The following is a 23,038-nucleotide window of genomic DNA, read 5'->3' on the forward strand; positions in this document are numbered from 1 at the left end:
GACCGTGCCTGATTTATAAATCCATATAAATCAGGCACTTAAAATAAAACAGCCACAACCACCGTCAATCTTCTGGCTGATCTTCACGCCGACTCATACCGTACTTGCGCATCTTTTCCACCAAGGTGGTTCGCCGTACACGCAAGCGCTCAGCGGCACGCGCCACTACGCCTTCGGCATCTTCCAACGCTTGCTGGATTAACGTTTGCTCCAGACCGGCCAAGTACTCTTTAAGGTCTAAGCCTTCTTCTGGCAGCACCGCCGGCGAGCTCATGCTTGGCTGCCCTGGTGCGGCCAGCATGCTGCGGGCTTCTAAATCTTCCCGCAGGGTTTCGACTAAGCGCTCGCTTTCATCGTCCACATGGCGGAATTTGGGCGGCAACTCGGCCACCCCGATCACGCCGTAGGGGTGCATGATCGCCAAGCGCTCAACCAAGTTGGCCAACTCACGCACGTTACCCGGCCACTCGTGGCGACACAGCGACATGATCGCCGCCGAATTAAAACGAATCGAGCCGCGTTTCTCTTGCTCAAGGCGCGTGACCAGCTCATGCAGCAACACCGGAATATCTTCACTGCGCTCACGCAGTGGCGGCATTTCGATGGGGAACACGTTCAAGCGGTAGAAAAGATCTTCACGGAAGCTGCCTTCTTCGATCATCTTTTCTAGATGCTTGTGAGTCGCGGCGATGATCCGCACATCCACTTGCACGGTTTTATTGCTGCCAACTTTTTCAAAGGTGCGCTCTTGCAGCACCCGCAGCAGTTTGACCTGCATCGGCAGCGGCATATCGCCGATTTCATCGAGAAACAGCGTGCCGCCATTGGCCAGTTCAAAACGCCCTGTGCGGCTACTGATCGCGCCCGTGAAGGCACCTTTCTCGTGGCCAAACAGCTCGCTTTCAAGCAATTCAGCTGGAATCGCGCCGCAGTTCACCGGCACAAACGGGCCATCACGACGGCTTGAGTGGTAATGCAGATTACGTGCGACTACCTCTTTGCCGGTGCCCGACTCACCTAGGATCAACACACTGGCTTCGGTATCGGCGACTTGTTGCATCATCTGTCGCACGTTTTGTACTTGTCGGCTGGTGCCGACCAAGCTGCGGAATAAGTTCAGCTCACGCTGCCGACCACGCTCACGCGCTTGGTCGTACATCTCGCGGTACACCTGCGCTCGGTGCAGGGCATCGAGCAGCGGGTTGTAATGCACGGGGCTGGTAATAGTGCCCAGCACACGCTGACGAATATCATCGTGCCAATCCGCCTGGCCATGATCTTCCAGCAGCAACAGCGGCAAGAAGGCATCCCACTCGCCGAGGGTTTTGGCAAACTCCGTGGCGCCACCGGCAGCCTTAACTTGACCAAGCACCACGCACAGTGCATCTCGGCTGCTACCGAGCGTATCGACTTGGCTTTGCCAGTCAGCGCTGGTGCAACTTAAGTGGTCTTCATCGAGGAAATTAAGAATGACGGCCAGACCATTACGGCGTGTAGCGTCATCGTCAATCAGTAGAATCTTGGTCTCACGCCACATATATCGGTCTTATTCCTGCGAGGGAGCGTCAAGCAGAACGCTTTGCCCCCAAAATCATCAGTGTACGGCTGTAGTTAAGCCAATACACCGGCGCGAGTCAATTTTATGGCGTTGATTTTTGTAAAGAAAGTCTCAGCCGAACAGCTGATAGACCTTGGCGCCTTGCTGCGCACGCTTAAGCTGGTTCAGCTCGTTGGCGACTTCTTGCTGATGGCGCTGACACGCACCGATCAAATCACGGTAAACACCGAGCATTTGCTCCAGGGTTGAGCGCAGGGCTTCGTCATCACGCCCTGAGCCATCCATAGCCAAGTCAACCTGCTCGCGGCACAAGCTATCCAGCTGCGCTACTGCTACCCAATCTTGCTGATTGAGCGCCAAACTCAGCGCTTGCTGGGTTTGTTCGAGTGCTTGATGTTCTTGGCTCATAGCCACCTCAGTGTTCAATGCCGTCCCAACCGCTTTTGATGGTACGCAACAGCTGTACAGCTTCATCCAGTGGGGCCAACTGATTGTTGCGAGAGACATCCATCAGGCGTTCGATAATGTAGTCGTACAACGCCGATAAATTGCCGGCCACTTCGCCGCCCTGCTCATGATCCAGCGCTTGCTGCAGGCCCATGACAATCGCCATGCTCTTGCCCAGCATCTCACCTTTAAGAGCCATTTGCTCACGATCAATAGCACCACGTGCTTTGGCTAAGCGATCCAGCGCGCCTTCTAGCAGCATTTGAATCAAACGGTGCGGACTGGCGTCATGCACCTGCGCACCGGTGTTTACTTTCTGGTATTGGCGAAGGGCCGTCATCGCATTCATGGCAACTCCGAACAGGTTAACAAGATCATTTTCCGTTAACCCTGTATCGGCTTATGCGGCAGAAGCTTTAAAGTTTTTGCCCTACTTCTGCGCCGGATTCTGCGCGCGCCTCGACGTGCACTTCGATCTCATCCCAGGCTTGCTTAAGGGTTTGCAACAGGCCGTAGACTTCATCCAACGAGCGCGGTGTGCTGTCGAGCGCCACACTGGAAAGCTTACGCGTCATGTAGTCATACAGGCTATCAAGGTTCAGCGCGATATCGCCGCCTAAGTCTTTATCAAGACTCGCCTGCAGCACACCCAAAATGGTAATCGTGGTGCCCACCGCCAGCCCACGCTCAGCGGGGTCACCCTGCTCTTGCGCTAAGCGAGCACGCTGCACACGCTCTAGCGCGCCTTGCAGCAATAACTGCACCGCGCGATACGGGGTGACGTCTTGCTGGGTATTAACTTGGCGATAGGTATCAATGGGGTTACTCATGGCGCTTCCTATGCTTAGCTGCCGCTTGAAACACCCGGCAAGCTGGCCAGTGATTGGGTAAGGCGATTACTGGTGGCCTGTAACTGGGCGACTAAGGTATCCATCGCGGTAAAGCGTGCGACTAAACGCTCTTCAACCTTGGCCATTCGCAGGTTAAGCGCCTCACGTTGCGAATCGACACTCTTGATCGTGCCCTGCAAGCTGTCTAAGCGCTGCTGAATAATGCCGGTGGTTTCGGTGTAGGGTTTGAGGCGATTCTCTAAACGAGCCATCAAACCGTTATCACCGGCAAAGTAATTAGACAGCTGATCAAAATTATCCGTAATAGCCGTACCTAATTTACTGGTATCTATTTTTAAGGTGCCATCTTTTTGTGTGGTTATGCCCAACTCAGCAAGAATCTTGATCCCGTCTTGATCACTTGGCGCGACCAGCTCATTGCGCACACCTGTGAGCAAGGTACGGGCTGTAGCATCCCCTGCAAGCGGCCCTACCACTGGATTAGAGCCACCAACAGGCACCACGCTCGACAACTGATTAATAGTGCCTATCAATTTGTTATAGGCATCAGTGAACTTAGTAATTTCAGTACTAACTGCTGACGTGCCTTGATCAACCTTTAGCGTTGCAGCCGCTGTTGTGACGGCCGACAGATTAAACGTCACGCCATCAACGGCGCCCTCGACACTGTTGGTTGCCGACTCCAATGACAGGCCATCAATCTTGAACTGCGCGTTTAGCGCCTGAGTAATATATCCAGCAGCTGCGCCAGATTGAGCCACGCTCGAGTCGATGGTCAGCTCGTTCAAGCTATTGGTTGCCGTACCACCTGTATTGAGCGCTGTGACAGCGACGTCATTACCGGTGCCGGTTTTATTAGAACTGATGACCAAGCGGGTATCGCCACTAGAAGGGTCACTCACCAAGTTAGCGCTGATACCTTCGGCGGCAAGATCAGTATTAATTTTGTCGCGAATATTTTGCAGGGTATCGCCATCACTGACGGCGACATTAAAACTGTCGCTACCACGGGTCAACGTCAGGGTACCGGCTTGAAAGTCCGCACTGGCACCACCGGCAATCACCTTACTCGCCACCTTGCTGCTACTGGCTAAGCGCGAAACCTCTAACGAATAACTGCCCGTCTGCGCCGATGTTGTTGCCGTGGCGGTGACCGCTTCCTTATTAGAACTCGTGACGGTGCGCTTATTAAAGGTATCGGCAGACTTCAGCGTAGCTAATGCCGAGGTAAAATCGCTGATCGCGCTTTTAAGCTGGCCAAGGCCAGTGAATTTAGTTGTAGAGGCTTTTTCCAGTCTTGCGAGCTGGGCCTCTTTGGGAGCTCTTTCTGCACCGACGAGGGCCTGAACCAATGCTGCCGTGTCAATGCCGGAGCCGATTCCTGAAATACCTGCCATACGTCACCTCGTCAAAAAACAGCCACACTCCCAATGAGCATTACAGCCAATCAAGTGTCGTGCCAACTGCTTAACGCCGAGCGGTCGGGTTAAGCCTTGGCCTCAAACAGCACACTGCCGGCACTGTTAAGATTTTCTGCCAGCGCCAGCGCCTCTTCCGAGGGGATCTGCCGTACTAAATCACCAGACTCAGTATCAATTACCTTGACCACGATACGGCCGGAGGTGTCATCGACGCTAAAGTTGATATTACGGCGCACCGACTGGACAAAATCGCTGATGCTTTCAACGGCCTTGTCCACTTGCTCACGCGAAGCCTGCTGATTGCTGCTCTCTTGCTGTTCGGCGCGCTGAGCAGCCACGCCGGCTTGAGGCTGTAGGTTATCGGCCGGTTTTAGCTTGACCACCTGCGCTTTAGCTTGGGCCACATTAGCGGTGCCTTGCAGATTACCGATGTCCATTTGCTTCACCTCACATAGGAAAAGGCGGGAGGAAGGTTGAATCCCTTCCCCCCGCAGCTCTTCATGAGCTTATCACTTCACTTTAGCGCAGCAGACTCAAAACAGCCTGCGGCAACTGGTTGGCCTGCGCCAAGATCGCGGTACCGGCCTGCTGCAGGATCTGGTTCTTGGTCAGTTCCGAAGTTTCAGCAGCAAAGTCAGTGTCCTTAATCCGGCTACGGGCAGCCGAAGCGTTCTCTGAGATGTTCTGCAGGTTGCTAATGGTGTTTTCAAAGCGGTTCTGAACAGCACCCAATGCCGCGCGGTTTTTATCGATACCGGCGATAGCACCGTCAATCACCGAAATAGCATTTTGAGCACCCAGCGCCGTACTGATATCAACGGTAGACACCTTAGCAAGCGTCGACACCTCAGCAGTACCTGCCGTAGTAATCAACGTTGCTGACTCAGTGCCTGTACCTACTACTTGGAAAGCACCCGAACTTTCTAGACGGACGTTGCCTTGGATGCGCGCCGTGTCATCGGCCGCACCACCAGTGAAGGTAACTGCCGCGCCGTAAGTCGTGCCATCATAGCTAATAGACTTAAGGTCAACCGTTTTAGTTGCACCACTGTTGTTAAAGCTGGTTATAACAATGTCATCACCGGCTTCGCTGGTTAGCTCAAGCTTGGCATTGCCACCAGTCAGTACCGCTGAGACACCTGTCTCAGATGACTTCGCGTTAATGGCATTAGCCAGATCAGTGAGGTTGGCTGTATCAGTAATTACCGCACTGATAGCCGCGCTAGATCCTGACTTACCGGCCAAGGTAAAGGAAACCGTACCCGCCGATCCAACGTTTGACAACTCGGCCGAGGTCCGCGCATCCGCGGTTACGCCAGTATCACCTGACAACAAGTTCACAGCACTCGCTGCCGCGGCAGCCGACCCGGCACCGATATTTGCAGTGGTCTTAGTAGTCCCGTTGGAGCCTGTAATGCTTAACGTAGCTGCCGTACCACCAATTGCCGCAGCAAGAGCGGTGCCAGCAGTGGTCGACTCTAGAACTTTACCGACACCTGTACCCGCCAAGTCTTTACGGTTTGCACCGACTTTATCTGCGCCGGCAGCATTCAAAGTTACACCAATGGTCTCATTGGCATTGGCGCCGACCTGGAACTGCTTGGTACCGAACTCACCGCTTAACAGCTTCTGACCACCGAAAGTCGTGGTATCAGCAATACGGTTAAGCTCTTCTTTAAGCTGGGTAACTTCTTGGTTTAGCGCTTGACGCTCAGAAGTGGAGTTACTGCCGTTAGCCGATTGCAGCGACAGGTCACGCATACGCTGCAAAATATTGGTGGACTGCTGCAGAGCACCTTCTGCGGTTTGGGCCAGCGAGATACCGTCGTTAGCGTTGCGCACCGCCACGTTCAAGCCGTTGACCTGACTGGTTAAGCGGTTAGAAATTTGCAGGCCGGCGGCATCATCTTTTGCGCTGTTGATGCGAAAGCCGGTGGACAGACGCTGGAGGGAAGTATCCAGGCCTTTGGATGAAGTATTCAGGTTACGTTGAGTGTTAAGGGACGCAACGTTGGTGTTGACTGTCAAGCCCATTTTGGAATCCTCCAGTGTACTTGGCGATATGCCTGAGTCAGCGATCTGCGGTGCTATCTCAGGCAGCCATGCAGTTCGCATTCGTAGTAGTTATCGTCGGCAGCGGGAGGATCTTTAGTATTTTTTTTGCACTTGGCCTTGAATTTCTGCTAAGGCATTGTCAATCAATGAGTTAGCGCCAGCTTCTCTAGCAGTGCACAAGCAAAAGCGGGATTATCAAGAGATTACCGAGAGGGGTGAGCGCAAGACAACGCCGTGCAGCCTTTTCAGGCCGCACCGCTAACGCAACACATCAAACAAACTTAGGCTACTAATACGCACAAAGCTTTGCTGCGAGGCCTGCAAGATGATTTCTTGATAGGACAAGCGCGACAGCGCGTCGGCGTAGTCCAGATCACGCAAATCAGACTGCACGCCTTGGTTGATCAGGGTGACGTCTTGGTTAAAAAACTCTGTCGACTCCACCACATTAAGCCGCGCGCCGATGGCGCCTTGGCCTTCGAGCACTTTGCCGAGCGTTTCATCCACGTTGGTGATCGCTACGGCTACTGAGTCCCGTATTTTTTTATTGCCCTCGGGATTATCGGCAGCATTTTCTAACGCGATACGTAGGTCGTAGACGCTGTTGAGGATGCTGCGCTTTTCTAAGGCAGGGTTGCGGTTGATGGTGAAGTCGTCACCGGCCGCTGGAATGTCATCAAACTCAACACGCACACCGCCATAGCGGATGGTGTCTGAGCCGTCCGGATTATCGTCGAGCTGCCCGTTTGCGAGTGGCGTATACGAACCCGGCAGCAAAGGATCCGCTAAGTCGTAGATTTCATAATCGACCGCGCTGGTGAAACGGATGCCGACGCCATCACCTGCCGCAGGCCCCGTGGCGCTTCGTGGAAACACCGTGTCATACGCCAGCTTGTCTTCAACTAAGCCCAGCGAAATCCGCCCTGTGCCGGTATTGGTGCCGGTAGCAGCGGTAGTGACGCGATTGGCGTTAAAGCTATTTTCAAACAGGGCCTTACCGTTGTCGTTAATCGGCACAAAGGTGCTACTGGCAATCTGGATTTCGCGCTGGCCTTCGTCACCTTGGTACAGGTACGGGCCGGCAGCGTTAGTGCCGTCAAAGATAAAGGGCTGGGTTTTGCCGACGTTACCGGCAAACAAGTACTCACCGCGAGCATTGCGGCTGTTGAGTAGGTTGAGCAGCTCTTCTTCGCGCTCTTGCAGCTCTTTGGCCAAAGCCGCCTTGTCGGTAGCGTCTTGCGCGCCGTCACCGGCTTGGATAGCAATCTCACGCACGCGCTGCATCACATTGCCAACAGAGGTCAGAATGCTCTCCTCCTGCGTCAGGCTGTTTTGCGCGGCGGTGAGGTTGGACTGGTATTGATCGTAGAGCGACTTTTCTTGCTCTAACTGCAGCAGGCGCGCGGCCGCGACCGGGTCATCCGCTGGGGTGAGGATGCGTTTGCCGGTGCTGATTTGCTCTTGCGAGCGGGTCAAGTCAGCGTAGTTACGCTGCAAGCCTGAAATGGCGTTATTAAAGGCCTGTACTGTAGAGATACGCATAGCGGGCCTCGTTACCTGAAGGTGCTAATAAGGGTATCGAACGTAGAGCGCGCGACTTGAATCAGCTGCGCCGCCGCTTGGTAATACTGCTGAAACTGCACCAAGTTGGCCGCCTCTTCATCTAAGTTCACCGCTGACAACGAGTCGCGGTTGTCGTTGGCTTGCTTAAGGATAATCTCGCTGGCTTCGTTATCGATCCGCGCTTGACTGGTGAGCGTGCCCACGCGCTCGACCAAGTCACTATAACCATCGGTAAAGCTCGCACCGGTAGTGGTCGGTGCCGAGGGATCAACCCCGATGGTGGCCTTGGACTGCAAGCCTACCAGCTCAAGCCCGTTTAAGTTGTTAGACACCCCATTGGCGTTGAAGTTAAGGCTAAAGGTGTCGCCCGTTTGCGGCACGCCGCTTAAATCAAACTCGAAGGTGTAAGTCCCATCACTGACGGTGAGTTTATTGGTTTGCCCAGGCGTAATGGTGGTCGTGGCCCCGCCAGGCACAAAGCCTGCACCGGAGCCAGAACCCGCTAAGGTCAGCTGATTGGTGCCGGCATTAAAAGTCAAATTCAAGCCACCCGCGCCAAAAAAGCCGGTAGCGCCGGTGAGCCCTGTCAGCACAATAGGGCTTGGCCCACCGGTAAGTTTTAGCGGCCCCAAGGTGCCGTTACCGCTGTTGGTGATGGTCGCCTCGCCTTTACCGGGGCCGGCAAAGGCCAGTTGATCGGCCTGATCGAGCTGACGAGCAATATCGGTGGCGCCACGGCGGGTCGGCTGCAGGGTGAAGGTGTCACCGACGTTGAAGGTGCCGCTTTGTAAGTTAAGGCTTAAACCATCAAACGCGATGCTGCCGGGAATTGCCGGCAAGGCCCCGCTTGCCACTGCCGACTGGTCACTCAAGCGCCGCACAGTGAAGCCCGCGGCGGTCACTTCAAACTCGTAATCGCTCAGAGTTAATTGGCTGGAATCGGTGATGGTCAGGTCTAGAGTATTGGTGCCGGTATTCGCTGGCTGCGCCAATACACGCAACCTTGCTGCCAGCGGATCATTCACACTGCGGAATAACTCAGCACCGGGCTGACCGCGCAGGTCGATACCCTGCCCTAACTGCTGATTAACCCGATCGGCGATGGCTATCGAGAGCCGCCCTAGGCTGTTGTAGGTGCTGTCGAGCACCTCATTACGGAACTGCAACAAACCACCGATTTCACCGCCGCTGCCGCTTAACAGCGAGGTGATGTCCTGCTGACTGGAGCCGGAGATAAAGTTCACGTTGAACTTGCTAGGATCTTCAATGCTTGGGGTCGCGCTTAAGGTGGCGGAGGTTTTACCTACCACCAGCGGCTGGCCGCTGCCGACGAACAGGTTCACCGAGCCGTCGTCTTGCGCCACCGTGCTAATGCCGACCAACTCAGACAACTGGCGCATCACCTCTTCACGGGCATCCAGCAAGTCGTTGGGTTCTTTGCCATTGGCTTTGGCCAGGGCAATGGCATCGTTGTATTGCGCCACGCTGGCCGATAAGCGATTGACCTTATCGGTCACCGCCACCAACTGCTGATTCACAAAGCTGTTTTGCTTATCGAGCTGCTCGTAGACGGTATTGAAACGCTTGGCCAAACCTTCGGCCTCCGACAGCAGCAGCTGGCGACCGGCGACCGAGCCTGGGTCTTCGGCGGCCACTTGCACGGCGGAGAAAAACTTTTGCAGCCCCGGAGTGATGCCGGTTTGGCTGTTGGCCAACAGCGAGTCGATCTGCTCGATTTGGTCGCGGTAATTGCTTAGCTGACTGTCCAGGCTGGTGGCGCTGCGCAACTGGCTGACCAGCAAATCCGAGGCAATCCGGCGAATATCGGCCGTACTCACCCCAGAGCCGACGTAACCGGCACCGGAGAACTGCGGCAGACGCGTGGCATTGAGCGTTTCTTGGCGCGAAAAACCGGGCGTGCTGACGTTGGCAATGTTATGCCCAGTCACCGTCAGCGAGTTCTTGCTCGCCGCCAGCCCCGAAAGGCCTATGTTGAGTAGATCAGCCATGCTTTAGTCCTCAACCGGCCGGCGTACTGCCAGTGGCAGCAGCAATGTGGGTGTAGGTTTGCATCTGCCGGGCGATTTGAGAGATCTTGCGCGCGTACTGCGGATCAGTGGCGTAGCCTGCTTTTTGCAGCTCGCGCGCGTAGACATCACCGTTATCGGCCGAGGCCAACGCTTCTTGATAGCGCGGATTACTCTTCAGAAACGCTACATAGTCGTTAAAGCTGTCGGCGTAGCTGTCGTAAGCGCGGAAGTTGGCCACTTGGCGCTCGCGCTTGTTGCCGACAAACTCGGTGGTCACTACCCGCGCCGAGTCCCCTTCCCAACTGTTGTGGGTTTTGATGCCAAACAGGTTGTGGCTGCTCTTGCCTTCGCCGGTGCGAATCATGTGCTTGCCCCAGCCGGTTTCGAGTGCGGCTTGCGCGACCAAGAAACGCGGTTCGACACCCAGCTCACCAGCCGCTTGTTCCGCCATCGGCAGCATGTGTTCAATAAAGTCCTGCGCGTTGGCGAAAGCCGACTTACTCGGCGCCAACGGCGGCTGCGCCAAGCGGCGCCCTTGGAACAGATCAGCGCCCTGCACTGCCGGCGCTTCGGGCGCCGCAAAACTTTGTGCCGCGTCGTTATTCGCCACCGCGCTAGGCGGCACGATGCCGGCCAACACGCGATCGGTCAGCTTGCCAGGCAAACTCAAGCGGCGCTGATTGATCAGGCCGGAGTCATCACGGGCGCTGTCGGGGGCGGCGACTACGTTTTTGCGCGACAAACTCTTGCCGCTCACCACTGGGGCACTGTCGCTGTCGGGCGTGGCCATCTGCGGGAATGGGTTGGCGCGCTGAACGCCCTCTTGCAGCTGGCTCATCTGCCGCACCAGCACATCAGCCAGGCCAATACCGGGCTTTTGCGCCAGCGACACCGACAGCTGCTGGTCGTACATGTCTTGATAAAACTTGGTTTCTTTACTGTTGAGGTAGTTGTCTTCGCTGAACACTTCGGTGGCTTTGCGCATCGCCTTGAGCATTTCATTGACGAACAAGGACTCAAATTCGCGGGCCACCTTGGTGATGTTTTCCAGCGAGTTCTTTTGTTCACCGACCTTGAGCTTGTTCAGCCGATTAAGGTCGGTGTAACTGGCGTTCATGTCGTAATCAATGCTCATGGGGATACCTCAAATCACGATCAGGTCGGCTTGCAAAGCGCCGGCCTGTTTTAACGCTTCAAGAATGGCCATCAAGTCACTGGGCGCGGCGCCGACTAAGTTCACCGCGCGCACGATTTGGTCGAGCGTGGTACCGGGGCCGAACTTGAACATGGGCTTGGCTTCTTCATCCACCCCCACGCGCGAGCGCGGCACCACGGCGGTTTGGCCACCGGACAGCGCCTCGGGCTGGCTGACCAAAGGATCTTCGGTGATGGTCACGGTGAGGCTGCCATGGGTCACAGCCGCCGGTGACACGCGCACGTTTTGCCCGATCACGATGGTGCCGGTGCGCGAATTAATGATGACTTTGGCCATAGCTTGGCCAGGCTCGACCTCTAGGTTCTCCAGAATCGACAGGTAATCGACACGCTGGCTAGGGTCGCGCGGCGCGCTGACGCGAATCGAAGTCGCATCCAAGGCCTGCGCTACGCCTGGGCCAAGCAAATCATTGATGCGATCAACAATGCGCTTGGCAGTGGTGAAATCGGCACGATTAAGGTTAAGAGTCAGGCTGTCGCCTTGCGCAAAGGGACTCGGCACTGCCCGCTCCACCATAGCGCCACCGGGAATCCGCCCGGCCGAGGGAATATTGGCGGTAATCCGCGAACCATCGGCACCGCTGGCATCAAAGCCGCCCACCACCAAGTTGCCTTGCGCAATGGCGTAAACGTTGCCGTCGATCCCTTTCAGCGGGGTCATCAGCAGGCTACCGCCACGCAGGCTTTTGGCGTTACCGATGGAAGAAATGGTCACATCAATCGCCTGCCCAGGCTTAGTAAAGGGCGGTAACTCGGCATGGATCGACACCGCCGCGACGTTTTTCAGCTGCACATTGCCGCCAGCCGGCACCTTGATGCCGAACTGCGCCAACATGTTGTTAAAGGTTTGCAGGGTGAACGGGGTTTGTGTGGTTTGGTCGCCCGTGCCATTAAGCCCCACCACCAAGCCGTAACCGATCAGTTGGTTACTGCGTACACCTTGAATGGTGGACAAGTCTTTTAAGCGCTCAGCCTGAGCCACAGGCAATAACAGCAGCGTGAGGGCAAGGCTAAGCAACAGACGGCACATAGGGTTCACCCTCAAAACGGCCACAGTGGGCTTAAGAAGAAACGGTCCAACCAGCCGGGTTGACTGGCATCGGCAAACGCACCAGTGCCGGAATAGGTGATGCGGGCATCGGCCACGCGGGTCGATGGCACGGTGTTGTCTTGGGCGATATCGTCAGAGCGAATCAAGCCTTGGATACGGATCAGCTCATCGCCGGTGTTCAGCGTCATCCACTTTTCGCCACGAATGGCCAGCACGCCGTTGGGCATCACATCGGAAACCGTCACGGTGATCGAACCGGTTAGGCTGTTGCTTTGCCCCGCCTCGCTTTCACCTTCAAACGAGCGATCGCCGCTATAGCTGCTGTTGAGGCCTAAGCGGTCATTTTCCGCGCCCAAAAAGCCCAAGCCGGACAGCGGATTTTTCGGGCTCACCGTCATACCCAAAATGGTCGGCACACCAATGTTGGTGGTGCTTTTCTTGTCGATGCCCGAGTCGGCCTTTTTGCTGGCGGCCATTTTCTCATCCAGGGTAATGGTGATGATGTCGCCCACCCGGTACGCCTTGCGATCGTCGTACAGGTTCATCTCAAAGCCGGCTTGATAAATCGCACCGCTATTGCTTTGCGGTGCCACAGGCGTACGCGGCAGCACCGGCGCAAAGGCGGCATCGTCCGGCTTAGGCGGCGGTGTCACGCAACCGGCCAAGCTGACGGCAAGGGCAAGCACAACAAGAAAACGGCTCATATCAATTACCTACTCAATTCGCCTTACAGGTTCTGGCTGATGTAGCCCAGCATCTGATCGGCGGTGGAAACCACTTTCGAGTTCATCTCGTAGGCGCGCTGGGTGGTGATCATGTTGACCAGCTCTTCCACCACGCTGACGTTGGAGTTCTCCAAGGTGTTCTGCAAAATTTGTCCCAAGCCATTCAAGCCGGGGGTGTTGGGCTGCGGCGCGCCGCTGGCGGCGGTTTCTAAAAACAGGTTATTGCCGTAAGCCTGCAAACCGGCGGGGTTAATGAAGTCGGCGGTTTGGATATTGCCGATCACCTGCGGCGTGGGGTTACCGAAGGTGGTCACCGACACGGTGCCGTCTTCACCCACGGTGAAGGTTTGCACCTCTGGCGGCACCACAATGGCAGGCTCCAGCGAGAAGCCTTGCGAGGTCACCAACTGGCCATCTGAGTTCAGGTGAAAGCTACCGTCGCGGCTGTAACCCAAGGTGCCGTCGGGCAGCAAAATCTGAAAAAAGCCCCGGCCGTTAATCGCCATATCCAACGGCTGCTCGGTGGTTTGCAAGCTGCCGGTGGTGAACACCTTTTGCGTGCCGGTCACGCGCACACCGGTACCCAGCTGCAAACCAGAGGGCAGTTGACTGTCTTGACTGGACTGACCGCCAGGCTGACGACGAATTTGATAGATCAAATCTTCAAACTCGGCGCGATCGCGCTTAAAGCCGGTGGTCGAGACGTTAGCCAAGTTGTTGGCGATGGTGTTCAGATTGATGTCTTGCGCTTGCAGACCTGTCTTACTTACCCACAGTGCCGGAATCATGGTGTTCTCCTTGCGGCGACGTAAAACCGTCGGCCGCGTTGGTTAATTAGCTAATCTGCAAGACCCGTTCCATCGAGCGGGCGTTGTCTTCGGCGGTGCTCATCATCTTGACGTTGAGCTCAAACTGGCGAGACAGCGACATGATCGATGTCATCTCCTCCACCGCATTGACGTTGCTGCTTTCTAGAAAGCCGGAAACCATCCGCACCGCGCCATCCACCGGTGCTTCACCACCGTCTTTGAGCCGCATCAGGCCGTCGGTGCCTTTCTCTAATTGGTCGTCTTCTGGCTGGACCAGCTTGATGCGCTCGACTTCGGAGACCACGCTGGGCGCTTCGCCGGCACCGCGAATACTGATGGTGCCGTCTAAGCCAACCTCAACTTGCTGCTCAGGCGGCAACGCAATCGGCCCGGCGTTGCCCATCACCGGCAAACCATCGCCGGTACGCAACATGCCTACAGAATCGATGATCAGGCTGCCGGTGCGCACATACGCTTCTTTGCCATCGGGGGCTTGCACGGCGATCCAGCCTTTGCCGCTGACGGCCACATCCAGATCGCGCCCGGTTTCTTGCAGGCTGCCAGGCTGTAAATCGGTGGCCGGGCGCTCGCTCATGCTCATCACACGGCTAGGAAAGCCAGGGCCAAACACCTGCATGGCCCGCGCCTGTTCGTAGTCGCGACGAAAACCTGAGGTATTCACATTGGCGAGGTTGTTGGCGTGAGCACGTTGCGCCAGCGTATTTTGCTGGGCGCCGGTCATGGCCACATAAAGCATCTTGTCCACAGTGTGTTCTCCTCATCAGCGCTGGGGCTGGTGTACTTAACAGGAGAACAGCAAGGGCTGTGCCAGATTCAATAAATTAATCTATCTGATTGATTTAAATAGAATTTATGTCTTGAAGAAACGCAGGGATTTGACCACTCGTTTGGCCACCGGCAGCTCGCTGCCGCTTACGGCAAACCGGCAAACCGGCAAATCGCCAAAAAAGACGGAAGGGACACCGCGCAGCGACCGACGTCAGCCAGTCAGTGCGCGGTGTTTAGTGCTGGATTTAGCGGATATTGATCAGGGTTTGGGTCACGGTGTCTTCGGTCTGAATGGTTTTGGCGTTGGCCTGATAATTACGTTGCGCGACGATCAGGTTCACCAACTCATCCGACAGCTCAACGTTGGACTGCTCCAGCGCGCCCGACTGCAAAGCCCCCAAAGTGCCGGTGCGCGGCGTACCTTCGACTGCGGTGCCCGAGGTAAAGGACTCGGCCCAAGCCGTTTTACCCACTGGAGTTAGGCCTTGTACGTTGGCAAAGCTGGCCAAGATCACCTGCCCCTGCACCCGCGACTGGCCGTTGGTGTAACGGGCAAAAGCCACGCCAGTGTCGTCGATTTCAAGGCCGGCCAGCTCGCCGGTGGTGTAACCATCCTGCACCACACGGTTAACCGCAAAGGCGGCGGCATACTGGTTACTGCTGCGGATATCGAAATCAAAGGTCAGCGGCGAGGCCGCACCGTTGGTCAGCGGTGCACTGATACCCACAATACCGGTCGCCACCCCCGCCGAGGCGTTAAGCGGCGGCGACGGCGGCGGCGGCTGCGGCGGCAGCGTGGTCGCCGTCAACGCACCCGAGGATGAAAACTGCGCCGTAAACATGGGCAGCTGCGGCGCAGTGTTGTGCAGCGCCGTGCCATCCATGGTCATAAACACATCCCAGGTATTGGTGGTACCCGGCTGCAGCACGTAAAACTGCGACAACACATGGGAGTTACCCAAGCTGTCGAACACATTGACCGACGTCGCCGAGTTATAGGTTTGCGGATTGGTCGGGTCGAACACCGCCCGCGCTGCCGCCAAACCTGCCGCGCCACCACCGGCAGTGGTGTAGGCATCGTTGTACAGCGTCGGCACCGTGCTGGCGGCGTTTAAGTTCATGCCTTGGGTAATACCGGTCGTTGCTCTTGGTGCTTGGCTGGCAGTGTCAATTTGTAAGTCAGTGCGCACACCGTTAATGATGTTGCCATTGGCATCGGCGCCATAGCCCTGCAGGCGATAACCAAAGTTATTCACCAGATAGCCTTCGCGGTCGGTACCAAAGTAGCCGGCACGGGTATAGCCAATTTCACCATTGTTGCTGGTGACAAAGAAGCCATTGCCGTTAATCGCAAGATCGAGGCTGTTTTGGGTGAAGTTGATGTTGCCTTGGTTAAACAGCTGCGACACATCCGACAGCAATACACCGCTGCCCTTGGGAATACTGCCACTACCGGTGGTCGAGGCCGCGTACACATCGGCGAACTCTGCCCGCGACTGTTTGAAGCCGACAGTACCAGCGTTAGCGATGTTGTTACCGGTGACGTTAAGGTCGCTGGCAGCGGCGCGGATACCACTTAAACCTGTATTAAATGCCATTGTCTTATCCTCTGCGTGCCAATTACTGACCGATCACTTGGACTTTAGATAACGGCACCAAGCCGATACCCGCGAGATTGAGCTGCATTTCACCGCCGTTTTGCCCCAGCGTGACGCTATCGACATTGGCCGGCAGGAAGGTGTTTAACGCCCGTGGCTCGCCTTCGATATAGGCCTCGGCCTCAAAGCGATACGTGCCGGGGGCCAATTTGTTGCCGCTGGAATCGGTGCCATCCCACATGAAACTCACCGAGCCAGCTTGCTGCGCGCCTAAGTTGACGCGATTGACTACGGAGCCTGCGCTGTCATACACGTTCACATAGGCATTGGTGCTGTAGTACGGCAGGTTCATTGAGCCTTTAAAGGTGCTCTGGGTATCCACTTGCGCCACTGTGGTCGGCACAATCACCGAGCGCCCAACCAAGCTTGAGGCTTGCAGCGCCTGTGACGATTGGAAGCCGCCGACCAAGCTGTTCATGCTGCTGTTGAGTGTTTCAATCCCCTCAACCGTACTGAACTGCGCCAACTGGGCGATAAACTCGCCGTTTTCTTGTGGCGACAACGGGTCTTGGTTGTTGAGCTGGGTGACCAGCAACTCCAGAAACTCGTTTTTACCTAATTCATCGCCCTTACTCTCGCGCGGTTGAATTTGGTATTGATCCAGCACAGAGCTGGTTGCGTTCACACTGCTCATGGCCTGCTCCTTACTGACCCAGCGTCAGCACACGCTGCATCATGCTTTTGGCGGTATTCATCATTTCGGCACTGGATTGAAAACTGCGACTGGCGGAAATCATGTTGGCCATTTCTTCCACCACGTTGACGTTGGGGTAGTACACGTAACCTTGCTCATCTGCCGCCGGATGATTGGGCTCGTAGCGCGGCATCAGCGAGGCATCGGACTCCACCACGCCGAGCACTTGCACACCGTTTCCCGCGTGTTCGTCCTGCGCAAACAACGAGCCGCCAGCGCCGTTAAGCGCCTCATTAAACTGCACCGCAAACACGGGGTGACGGGCGCGGTAGGTTTCGTCACGGTTGGACGACACCGACTCCGCGTTCGCCATGTTGCTGGCGGTGGTGTTCAGGCGGATGGTCTGCGCACTCATGGCAGAACCGGCGATGTTGAAGATGCTAGAAAGGCTCATGCTGAACTCCTAATTAGTCGCCACGCAGGGCGCTGATCAGCCCTTTAAATTTGCTGTTCAAAAAGGTGAAGCTGGCTTGAAAGTCCACCGCGTTTTGCGCGTAAGCCGCTTGTTCGACATGCACATCCACCGCACTGTCATCCACCGAGGCACCCAGCGGATTGCGATAGCGCAACGCGCCCTCGCCCAGCTGTAACGTCGGCACGTCGATATGGCGGCTGTTGGTGGTGTCGATGGCAAAGCCTTTTTGCCCTTGCTGCCCGGCTTGCTCAGCCAGCACTGCAGAAAAATCCAGTTCACGGGCACGAAAGTGCGGGGTATCGGCGTTAGCTAAGTTATTCGCCAACACGCCAGCACGCTGCGAGCGAAAGCTCAGTGCTTGCTGGTGAATGCCGAGGGCCTTATCGAACGAGATGCTCATGCTGCAACCTTTGCCACTGGTGACTGTTGACAGAGATATAGCAACCTGTGTGCCAATTAAAAATGTTGTTATATTTCAGATAGTTAATTTATTTTCAGTCAGCATTCTGCGCCCAAGCGGCAAGCTGCTTCCGGCAACGGCAAGGTGCTTTGCCGCTCAAGACAGGCGGCAACAGTTGCCGCTTGCGGCCAAGGCCACTAAATTGCCAGCAACGGACAGATAAACGGGGCAACCATGGCGCTCAAGCGCATTGCCAAAGACGCGGTTATTCAAGGCATGTTCATCCACGAGCTCGGCGGTAGCTGGATGGATCACCCCTTCTGGAAGCCACGCTTTCTGCTGGACAACACCCGCGACTTAAAGCGCCTGCACGGCAGCCTGCTAAAGACCGTCGTGATCGACACCCGTAAAGGCTTAGATGTCGAAGACCATGTGCCCGCGCAACTGGTGCCTGACCCGCCACCCACCGCCGTCGGCACCAGCACCCGCGAAGAAAAACCCAAGCCGATCACCTTTGCCGATGAGCAAGACCGCGCCATGCGTTTGTGCAGTTTTGCCAAGAGCGTTCTGGCGGACAACTTTGCTCTGGCCAAACAAGGCCTGCCGCTGGATAAGCCTTTGCTGGATGAGCTGGCCTGCGGCATTTGCGCCTCACTGGCGCGCCATCCGCACACCTTGATCAGTCTGACTCGGCTACGCCGGGCGGACGAATACGCCACCTTGCATGCCCTCGGCGTCAGTGCCTTGATGGTCTTGGTGGCTCAACGCCTAGGCCTACCGCAAGCCTTGTGGGAGCGCACCGCGCTGGCCGGCTTGCTGCACGATATCGGCGAAACGCTGATGCCGGAAAAACTGCTCAATACACCTGGCGAAATCAGCCGCATTGATGGCTTATTGCTGCAAAGCCACACCCAGCGCGGTGCTGAGCTGCTGGCCAATGTAGGCATTGATGATCCGGTGCTGCGCGATGTCTGCCTGCACCACCATGAGCAAATGGATGGTCTGGGCTATCCAGAAAACCTACCCGGCGAAAAACTCAGTCTGTTAGCGCGCCTGTGTCACTTGTGCGATGTGTACGATGCGCTCACCTGTGATCGTCCCTATAACACCGGTTGCTCCCCCGCCAGCGCGCTGAGCGACATGGCGCAGTGGCACGGCCACTTTGACGAGAAGATGTTTAAGGCCTTGGTCAAAGCCATGGGGGTGTACCCCACCGGCTCGCTGGTCAAACTCAGCAGTGGGCGTTTGGCGGTGGTCATGGAGCAACACAGTGAATCACTGCTCACGCCCAAGGTTAAGGTGTTCTTCTCCAGCACCAACGGCACCCCCGTGCCGCAAGAGCTGCTGGATTTAAGCCGCCCCGGTGAAAATGAAAAAATTATTCGCCGAGAAAACCCACAGGACTGGGGCTTCCCGCACTTTGATGAGTTATGGAGCGGCGCACGCAAGGGCCGCGTCTCGGTGTTTGCGTAACTTATAACGCCGGCCAACCACGGCGCCGCAGGCCTTGCGGCAACGCCGCCAGCACTGTGGCCGTCGAGACGGCCGGCACCGGATTTGCCTGCAAGTGCGGCACCACCGCTGCCAATAACGGCTGGGCAAACGCAGGCTGAAAACGGTGCGCTAAGCCGGCAATTAGCTGCAACTTCGCCCCCGGCACTTGCGCGGCCAAATGCACGCCGTGCATCACCGGTAACAAGGGGTCGGCGGTGCCGTGCACCACCAAGGTCGGCACCTGCAAGCCTTGTAGCAAGTCATTGCGCGCAGGCTCGGCGAGCAAAGCCAATAACTGCAGTTCTACCCCTTCTGGCCGCCAACTGCGGGCAAAACTGGCGGCGGCTTCGTCTTTTAACGCTTGCATATCACTGGGCCAAGCGGGGTTCCCCAAAGCTGCCAGCAAGGCAACTTGCTGGTCGATGCGCGCCTCTAAGCTATCCCCACTGCGCTGGGTCAGCAGGGTCAACACATGTTCATTCGGCGGCGGCAGGCCCGGATCACCACTCGTGCTCATCAACAAGGTCAGCGACAACAAGCGCTGCGGCGCTTTGGCAGCCATGTGTTGCGCCACCATGCCACCTAACGAAGCGCCCAGCACATGCGCGCGTTCAATCTGCAACGCATCCAGCAAGGCCAGCGCATCATCGGCTAAGTCAGCCAACACATAAGGGGCCTCAACCGGCAAACCCAAACGATAACGGACGGCTTGCCAGGCTAAACTGGGACTTGCAGCGCTGCGCTGCCAAACCGACAAACCCACGCCACGGTTATCGAAGCGAATCACCCGAAAGCCTTGCTGACACAAGGCGGTGACCACGCTATCGGGCCAGTCAATAAGCTGCCCGCCCAAGCCCATCACCAACAACAGCGGCGGTTGATGCTCGGCACCAATGACCTGATAAGCCAGGCGCACCTCGCCAAGATCAACCATTTCAGTGGCCACTTGGCTGGCACAGTTAGCCCACAACCAACAAGGCCACAGTAAGCACAACCACAGCACGCGACGCATAGCGACCACCCCAACACCCCGTTATAAAACGACAGTGTGGCCAAGCGCGCCGCCCAGCGCTGCCATAAAACCATGAAGATTTAATGACAGACAAAAAGAAACCCGCCGGGATGCAAGCATCCGGGCGGGCTAAAACCACAGTGTAAAAATTAATCTTCGCGGTAACGACGCATCTTCAGCGGCTTGCCAGCAACGCGGGTTTCTTTCAGACGGTCAAGAATCTGCGCCAAGCCTTGCTCTGGCAGCTCAACCAAGCTGAAGGTGTCACGCAGGGTGATACGCCCTACCTGATCTTTACCCAAGCCGCCTTCATTCAAGATGGCGCCCAGCAGGTTTTTCGGCTGCACACCGTCACGACGACCCACGCCAATGCGCACACGCACGCTACCAGGCGTTGGCACATAGGCTTCTTCTTCACGCTGGCGACGCGGACGCTCACCACGCTCGCCACGATCATTGCTGCGTTCGCCACGCGGCGCACGCTCACCCCGCTCAGGGCGGTCATTGCGGTCGTTACGCTTACGCTCTGGACGCGCGCCACCGGCCTGCGGCTGGCCTGGCTGCTCGGCTTTTAGCTCGGCATCGGTGAACGCTTGGTTGGCGGTCATGCGGGACAACAGCATGGCGGCCAAGGTGGCGGTATCGCACTGCAGACGCTTACACAACTCGTCACGCACGGCACCGCGATGATCTTCGGCTTTCTCGCTTAAGGGTTGCAGCTGCTCCAACAAGCGCAGCAAACGAGCCTCACGCACGGCATCCGCGCCGGGCAATGCCATCGCCGGTACCGGCTGATTGGTCACACGCTCAATCACTTGCAGCATACGGCGCTCACGCGGGGTAGCCAGCAGCAGAGCGCGACCATCACGACCAGCACGGCCGGTACGGCCGATACGGTGCACGTAGGACTCTGGGTCATACGGCATGTCGATATTCAGTACGTGAGTGATACGCGGCACGTCGAGACCGCGCGCGGCCACGTCGGTGGCAATCACGATGTCCAAACTGCCCTTACGCAGCTTGTCGACGACTTGCTCACGCATGGCCTGAGCGATATCACCGTTAAGCGCCGCTGCACGGTAACCGTTTTTGATCAGCATATCGGCCATATCAACGGTGGCTTGCTTGGTGCGCACAAAGCCAATCAAGGCGTCAAACGCCTCCACTTCCAGAAGACGCAGCACAACGGCTGGCTTTTGGTCGGCATGCACCATCACGTGGGCTTGCTCAATGCGCGAGACGGTTTGTGTCTTGGCGGCAATCTTGATGTGCTTAGGCTGCTTGAGGTGCTTCTCGGCAATCGCCTTGATCGAGGCGGGCAATGTCGCCGAGAACAACACGCTTTGACGCGCAGCGGGCATGGCCTGGAAGATCACTTCAAGGTCATCCATAAAGCCCAGCTTGAGCATCTCGTCGGCTTCATCGAGCACCAACTGCTGCACACCGTTGAGCAGCGAGCTATCGCGACGCAGGTGGTCACACAGACGGCCTGGGGTAGCCACAATCACTTGCGCGCCCATGCGCAGGGCCTTGAGCTGCGGGCCCATCGGCGCGCCGCCGTACATGGCCAGCACTTTGACGCCGCGCATTTTGCTGGCGTATTTTTCAAAGGCGGTGGCCACCTGAATGGCCAGCTCGCGGGTTGGTACCAGCACCAGCGCTTGCGGGGTGTTGGCCGACGCGTTTAGGCGGCTCAACAGCGGCAAGGCGAACGCGGCGGTTTTACCGGTACCGGTTTGCGCCTGACCAATCACATCGTGACCTTCCAAGATCACAGGAATGGCTTGGGCTTGAATGGGGGACGGTTCTTCGTAGCCAACAGCGTTAAGCGCTGCTAAAACGTCGGCATGAAGGTTAAGGGCGGCAAAGCCGCTTGTAGATTCGGACATGGGTCTACCTCTATAGGGTTGCCATGCACCGAGACCGAGCTGCTAAACCAAAAAAATAGCCCCTGGCAGCGACGGGTGGGATGCTGTGCAACCGAATTCAACATGGAAGAGTGGCGTAAGGCAGCCAGTGCAGGCAGTCGGTACTCGCTGTACCTGTCTAAGAAAAGCCTGTAATTCTGGCGAAGCAAGCCGGCGGAGGCCGGAACGCGAAAAACCTGACGAGGCCAATCATTGGCCGGCGCGCACTATACAGCAAACATCGCGCCAAAGTGTTTTTATTTTAAGCAAAAACACGCAGAACGCCGTTTACACGACCGGCGGCAAACACCCCGCCAAGGCTTAACCCGCGTGCACGACTGACTGTGCGCCGACCTAAGCGCATCAGTCGTGCAGCAAAATCACCACATCAGATCGTCTGGCACGACGAAATCTTTGTACGGATCATCCTCATCGCTGGCCTTGGGCGCATGGTGCGAAACCACGCAGCTCTCATCCCGAGGGCGCAGACGCTCCAGCAACGGGGCGGGCACCAACTGATATTGGCCATTGCTTTGCACCACCGCCAAACGACCGCGACTGAGCCAGTCTTGCTGCTCGGCGGTGACGTACAACTGCTTGATCTTGGTGCCATGGGTAAAGCGATACAGCTGCTCGCCGCCTTCGCGACTGAGCTGGTGTTGCTCGATCATTTGCCGTGCTTGGGCGACGCCTTCTTTCTTGCGCTGTTCGGCTTGGCGTTGCTGCATCAGCTCGCGGTCACGATCGGCCTTGCTGGGGCCGGCCGGGGCAACGACTTCTTTTTCGAGCAAGCCTTGGCGTTCCAGCTTTTGCTCTTTCTTTTGCTTACGCGCGACCTGTTTGGCCTGTTTTTCATTGACCAGGCCAGCTTTCAACAGCTGATCACGGAGGGAGTTACTCATCGCAATACCTTATCTATTTTGCGACACCGGCCATGCACGCAA

23 protein-coding genes are annotated in these 23,038 nt (G+C 56.7%); 2 read left to right on the forward strand and 21 right to left on the reverse strand.

Annotated elements, in window-relative coordinates; all coding sequences use genetic code 11:
- Positions 1 to 64: 64 nt before the first annotated feature.
- The 18 genes from MKI83_RS01525 to flgB form a co-directional block, all read right to left on the reverse strand.
- Positions 65 to 1,537 (reverse strand): sigma-54 dependent transcriptional regulator, encoded by a 1,473-nt coding sequence (locus MKI83_RS01525; protein WP_241582923.1) that lies wholly within the window; start codon positions 1,535 to 1,537, stop codon positions 65 to 67.
- Between the two features lie 132 nt (positions 1,538 to 1,669).
- A complete protein-coding gene (gene fliT / locus MKI83_RS01530; RefSeq protein WP_241582925.1) occupies positions 1,670 to 1,966 on the reverse strand; it encodes a flagellar protein FliT in 297 nt (98 codons plus the stop codon).
- A gap of 7 nt (positions 1,967 to 1,973) precedes the next feature.
- Entirely contained in the window at positions 1,974 to 2,354 is a 381-nt protein-coding gene (gene fliS, locus MKI83_RS01535) for a flagellar export chaperone FliS (RefSeq protein ID WP_241582927.1), read from the reverse strand.
- Positions 2,355 to 2,421: 67 nt separating this feature from the next.
- Positions 2,422 to 2,835 carry a flagellar export chaperone FliS gene (gene fliS / locus MKI83_RS01540; RefSeq protein ID WP_241582928.1) on the reverse strand — a complete coding sequence of 138 codons (414 nt, stop codon included), beginning with the start codon at positions 2,833 to 2,835 and terminating at the stop codon, positions 2,422 to 2,424.
- 14 nt (positions 2,836 to 2,849) lie between these two features.
- Positions 2,850 to 4,253, reverse strand: coding sequence for a flagellar filament capping protein FliD (gene fliD / locus MKI83_RS01545; RefSeq protein ID WP_241582931.1), 1,404 nt, complete (start codon positions 4,251 to 4,253; stop codon positions 2,850 to 2,852).
- An 89-nt stretch (positions 4,254 to 4,342) separates the two neighbouring features.
- On the reverse strand, positions 4,343 to 4,714 hold the full coding sequence (locus MKI83_RS01550; protein WP_241582933.1) for a flagellar protein FlaG: 372 nt from the start codon (positions 4,712 to 4,714) through the stop codon (positions 4,343 to 4,345).
- 82 nt (positions 4,715 to 4,796) lie between these two features.
- The gene (locus MKI83_RS01555; protein ID WP_241582934.1) at positions 4,797 to 6,311 is read right to left on the reverse strand and encodes a flagellin; all 1,515 of its coding nucleotides are present in this window, start codon (positions 6,309 to 6,311) and stop codon (positions 4,797 to 4,799) included.
- 279 nt (positions 6,312 to 6,590) lie between these two features.
- On the reverse strand, positions 6,591 to 7,874 hold the full coding sequence (gene flgL, locus MKI83_RS01560; protein ID WP_241582935.1) for a flagellar hook-associated protein FlgL: 1,284 nt from the start codon (positions 7,872 to 7,874) through the stop codon (positions 6,591 to 6,593).
- 11 nt (positions 7,875 to 7,885) lie between these two features.
- Complete coding sequence (gene flgK / locus MKI83_RS01565; RefSeq protein ID WP_241582936.1) at positions 7,886 to 9,904, reverse strand: flagellar hook-associated protein FlgK; 2,019 nt, start codon at positions 9,902 to 9,904, stop codon at positions 7,886 to 7,888.
- Between the two features lie 10 nt (positions 9,905 to 9,914).
- Positions 9,915 to 11,060, reverse strand: coding sequence for a flagellar assembly peptidoglycan hydrolase FlgJ (flgJ, locus tag MKI83_RS01570; RefSeq protein WP_241582937.1), 1,146 nt, complete (start codon positions 11,058 to 11,060; stop codon positions 9,915 to 9,917).
- 9 nt (positions 11,061 to 11,069) lie between these two features.
- On the reverse strand, positions 11,070 to 12,170 hold the full coding sequence (locus tag MKI83_RS01575; protein ID WP_241582938.1) for a flagellar basal body P-ring protein FlgI: 1,101 nt from the start codon (positions 12,168 to 12,170) through the stop codon (positions 11,070 to 11,072).
- Between the two features lie 11 nt (positions 12,171 to 12,181).
- Positions 12,182 to 12,895, reverse strand: a complete 714-nt coding sequence (flgH, locus tag MKI83_RS01580) for a flagellar basal body L-ring protein FlgH (RefSeq protein WP_241582939.1) — start codon at positions 12,893 to 12,895, stop codon at positions 12,182 to 12,184.
- Positions 12,896 to 12,918: 23 nt separating this feature from the next.
- Entirely contained in the window at positions 12,919 to 13,704 is a 786-nt protein-coding gene (gene flgG, locus MKI83_RS01585) for a flagellar basal-body rod protein FlgG (RefSeq protein WP_241582940.1), read from the reverse strand.
- Positions 13,705 to 13,750: 46 nt separating this feature from the next.
- Positions 13,751 to 14,491, reverse strand: a complete 741-nt coding sequence (locus tag MKI83_RS01590) for a flagellar basal body rod protein FlgF (protein ID WP_241582942.1) — start codon at positions 14,489 to 14,491, stop codon at positions 13,751 to 13,753.
- Positions 14,492 to 14,759: 268 nt separating this feature from the next.
- Complete coding sequence (gene flgE / locus MKI83_RS01595; protein ID WP_241582943.1) at positions 14,760 to 16,112, reverse strand: flagellar hook protein FlgE; 1,353 nt, start codon at positions 16,110 to 16,112, stop codon at positions 14,760 to 14,762.
- Between the two features lie 22 nt (positions 16,113 to 16,134).
- The gene (gene flgD, locus MKI83_RS01600) at positions 16,135 to 16,806 is read right to left on the reverse strand and encodes a flagellar hook assembly protein FlgD (RefSeq protein ID WP_241582944.1); all 672 of its coding nucleotides are present in this window, start codon (positions 16,804 to 16,806) and stop codon (positions 16,135 to 16,137) included.
- 10 nt (positions 16,807 to 16,816) lie between these two features.
- Positions 16,817 to 17,260 (reverse strand): flagellar basal body rod protein FlgC, encoded by a 444-nt coding sequence (flgC, locus tag MKI83_RS01605; RefSeq protein WP_241582945.1) that lies wholly within the window; start codon positions 17,258 to 17,260, stop codon positions 16,817 to 16,819.
- Between the two features lie 13 nt (positions 17,261 to 17,273).
- Complete coding sequence (gene flgB / locus MKI83_RS01610; RefSeq protein WP_241582946.1) at positions 17,274 to 17,681, reverse strand: flagellar basal body rod protein FlgB; 408 nt, start codon at positions 17,679 to 17,681, stop codon at positions 17,274 to 17,276.
- Between flgB and MKI83_RS01615 the strand changes: the two genes are divergently transcribed.
- The gene (locus MKI83_RS01615) at positions 17,680 to 17,904 is read left to right on the forward strand and encodes a hypothetical protein (RefSeq protein ID WP_241582947.1); all 225 of its coding nucleotides are present in this window, start codon (positions 17,680 to 17,682) and stop codon (positions 17,902 to 17,904) included. The two genes, flgB and MKI83_RS01615, sit on opposite strands and share 2 nt — an antisense overlap.
- Positions 17,905 to 17,915: 11 nt before the next feature.
- A complete protein-coding gene (locus MKI83_RS01620; RefSeq protein ID WP_241582948.1) occupies positions 17,916 to 19,154 on the forward strand; it encodes a cyclic di-GMP phosphodiesterase in 1,239 nt (412 codons plus the stop codon).
- 1 nt (position 19,155) lies between these two features.
- Here MKI83_RS01620 and MKI83_RS01625 read toward each other — a convergent pair whose 3' ends face one another.
- From MKI83_RS01625 to MKI83_RS01635, 3 genes are all read right to left on the reverse strand, one after another.
- Positions 19,156 to 20,187, reverse strand: coding sequence for an alpha/beta fold hydrolase (locus MKI83_RS01625; RefSeq protein ID WP_370867321.1), 1,032 nt, complete (start codon positions 20,185 to 20,187; stop codon positions 19,156 to 19,158).
- A gap of 149 nt (positions 20,188 to 20,336) precedes the next feature.
- Entirely contained in the window at positions 20,337 to 22,076 is a 1,740-nt protein-coding gene (locus MKI83_RS01630; RefSeq protein WP_241582949.1) for a DEAD/DEAH box helicase, read from the reverse strand.
- A gap of 398 nt (positions 22,077 to 22,474) precedes the next feature.
- On the reverse strand, positions 22,475 to 22,996 hold the full coding sequence (locus tag MKI83_RS01635; RefSeq protein ID WP_241582950.1) for a DUF2058 domain-containing protein: 522 nt from the start codon (positions 22,994 to 22,996) through the stop codon (positions 22,475 to 22,477).
- Between the last annotated feature and the right edge of the window lie 42 nt (positions 22,997 to 23,038).

This window comes from Atopomonas sediminilitoris, from assembly GCF_022601735.1.
Taxonomy (GTDB): domain Bacteria; phylum Pseudomonadota; class Gammaproteobacteria; order Pseudomonadales; family Pseudomonadaceae; genus Atopomonas; species Atopomonas sediminilitoris.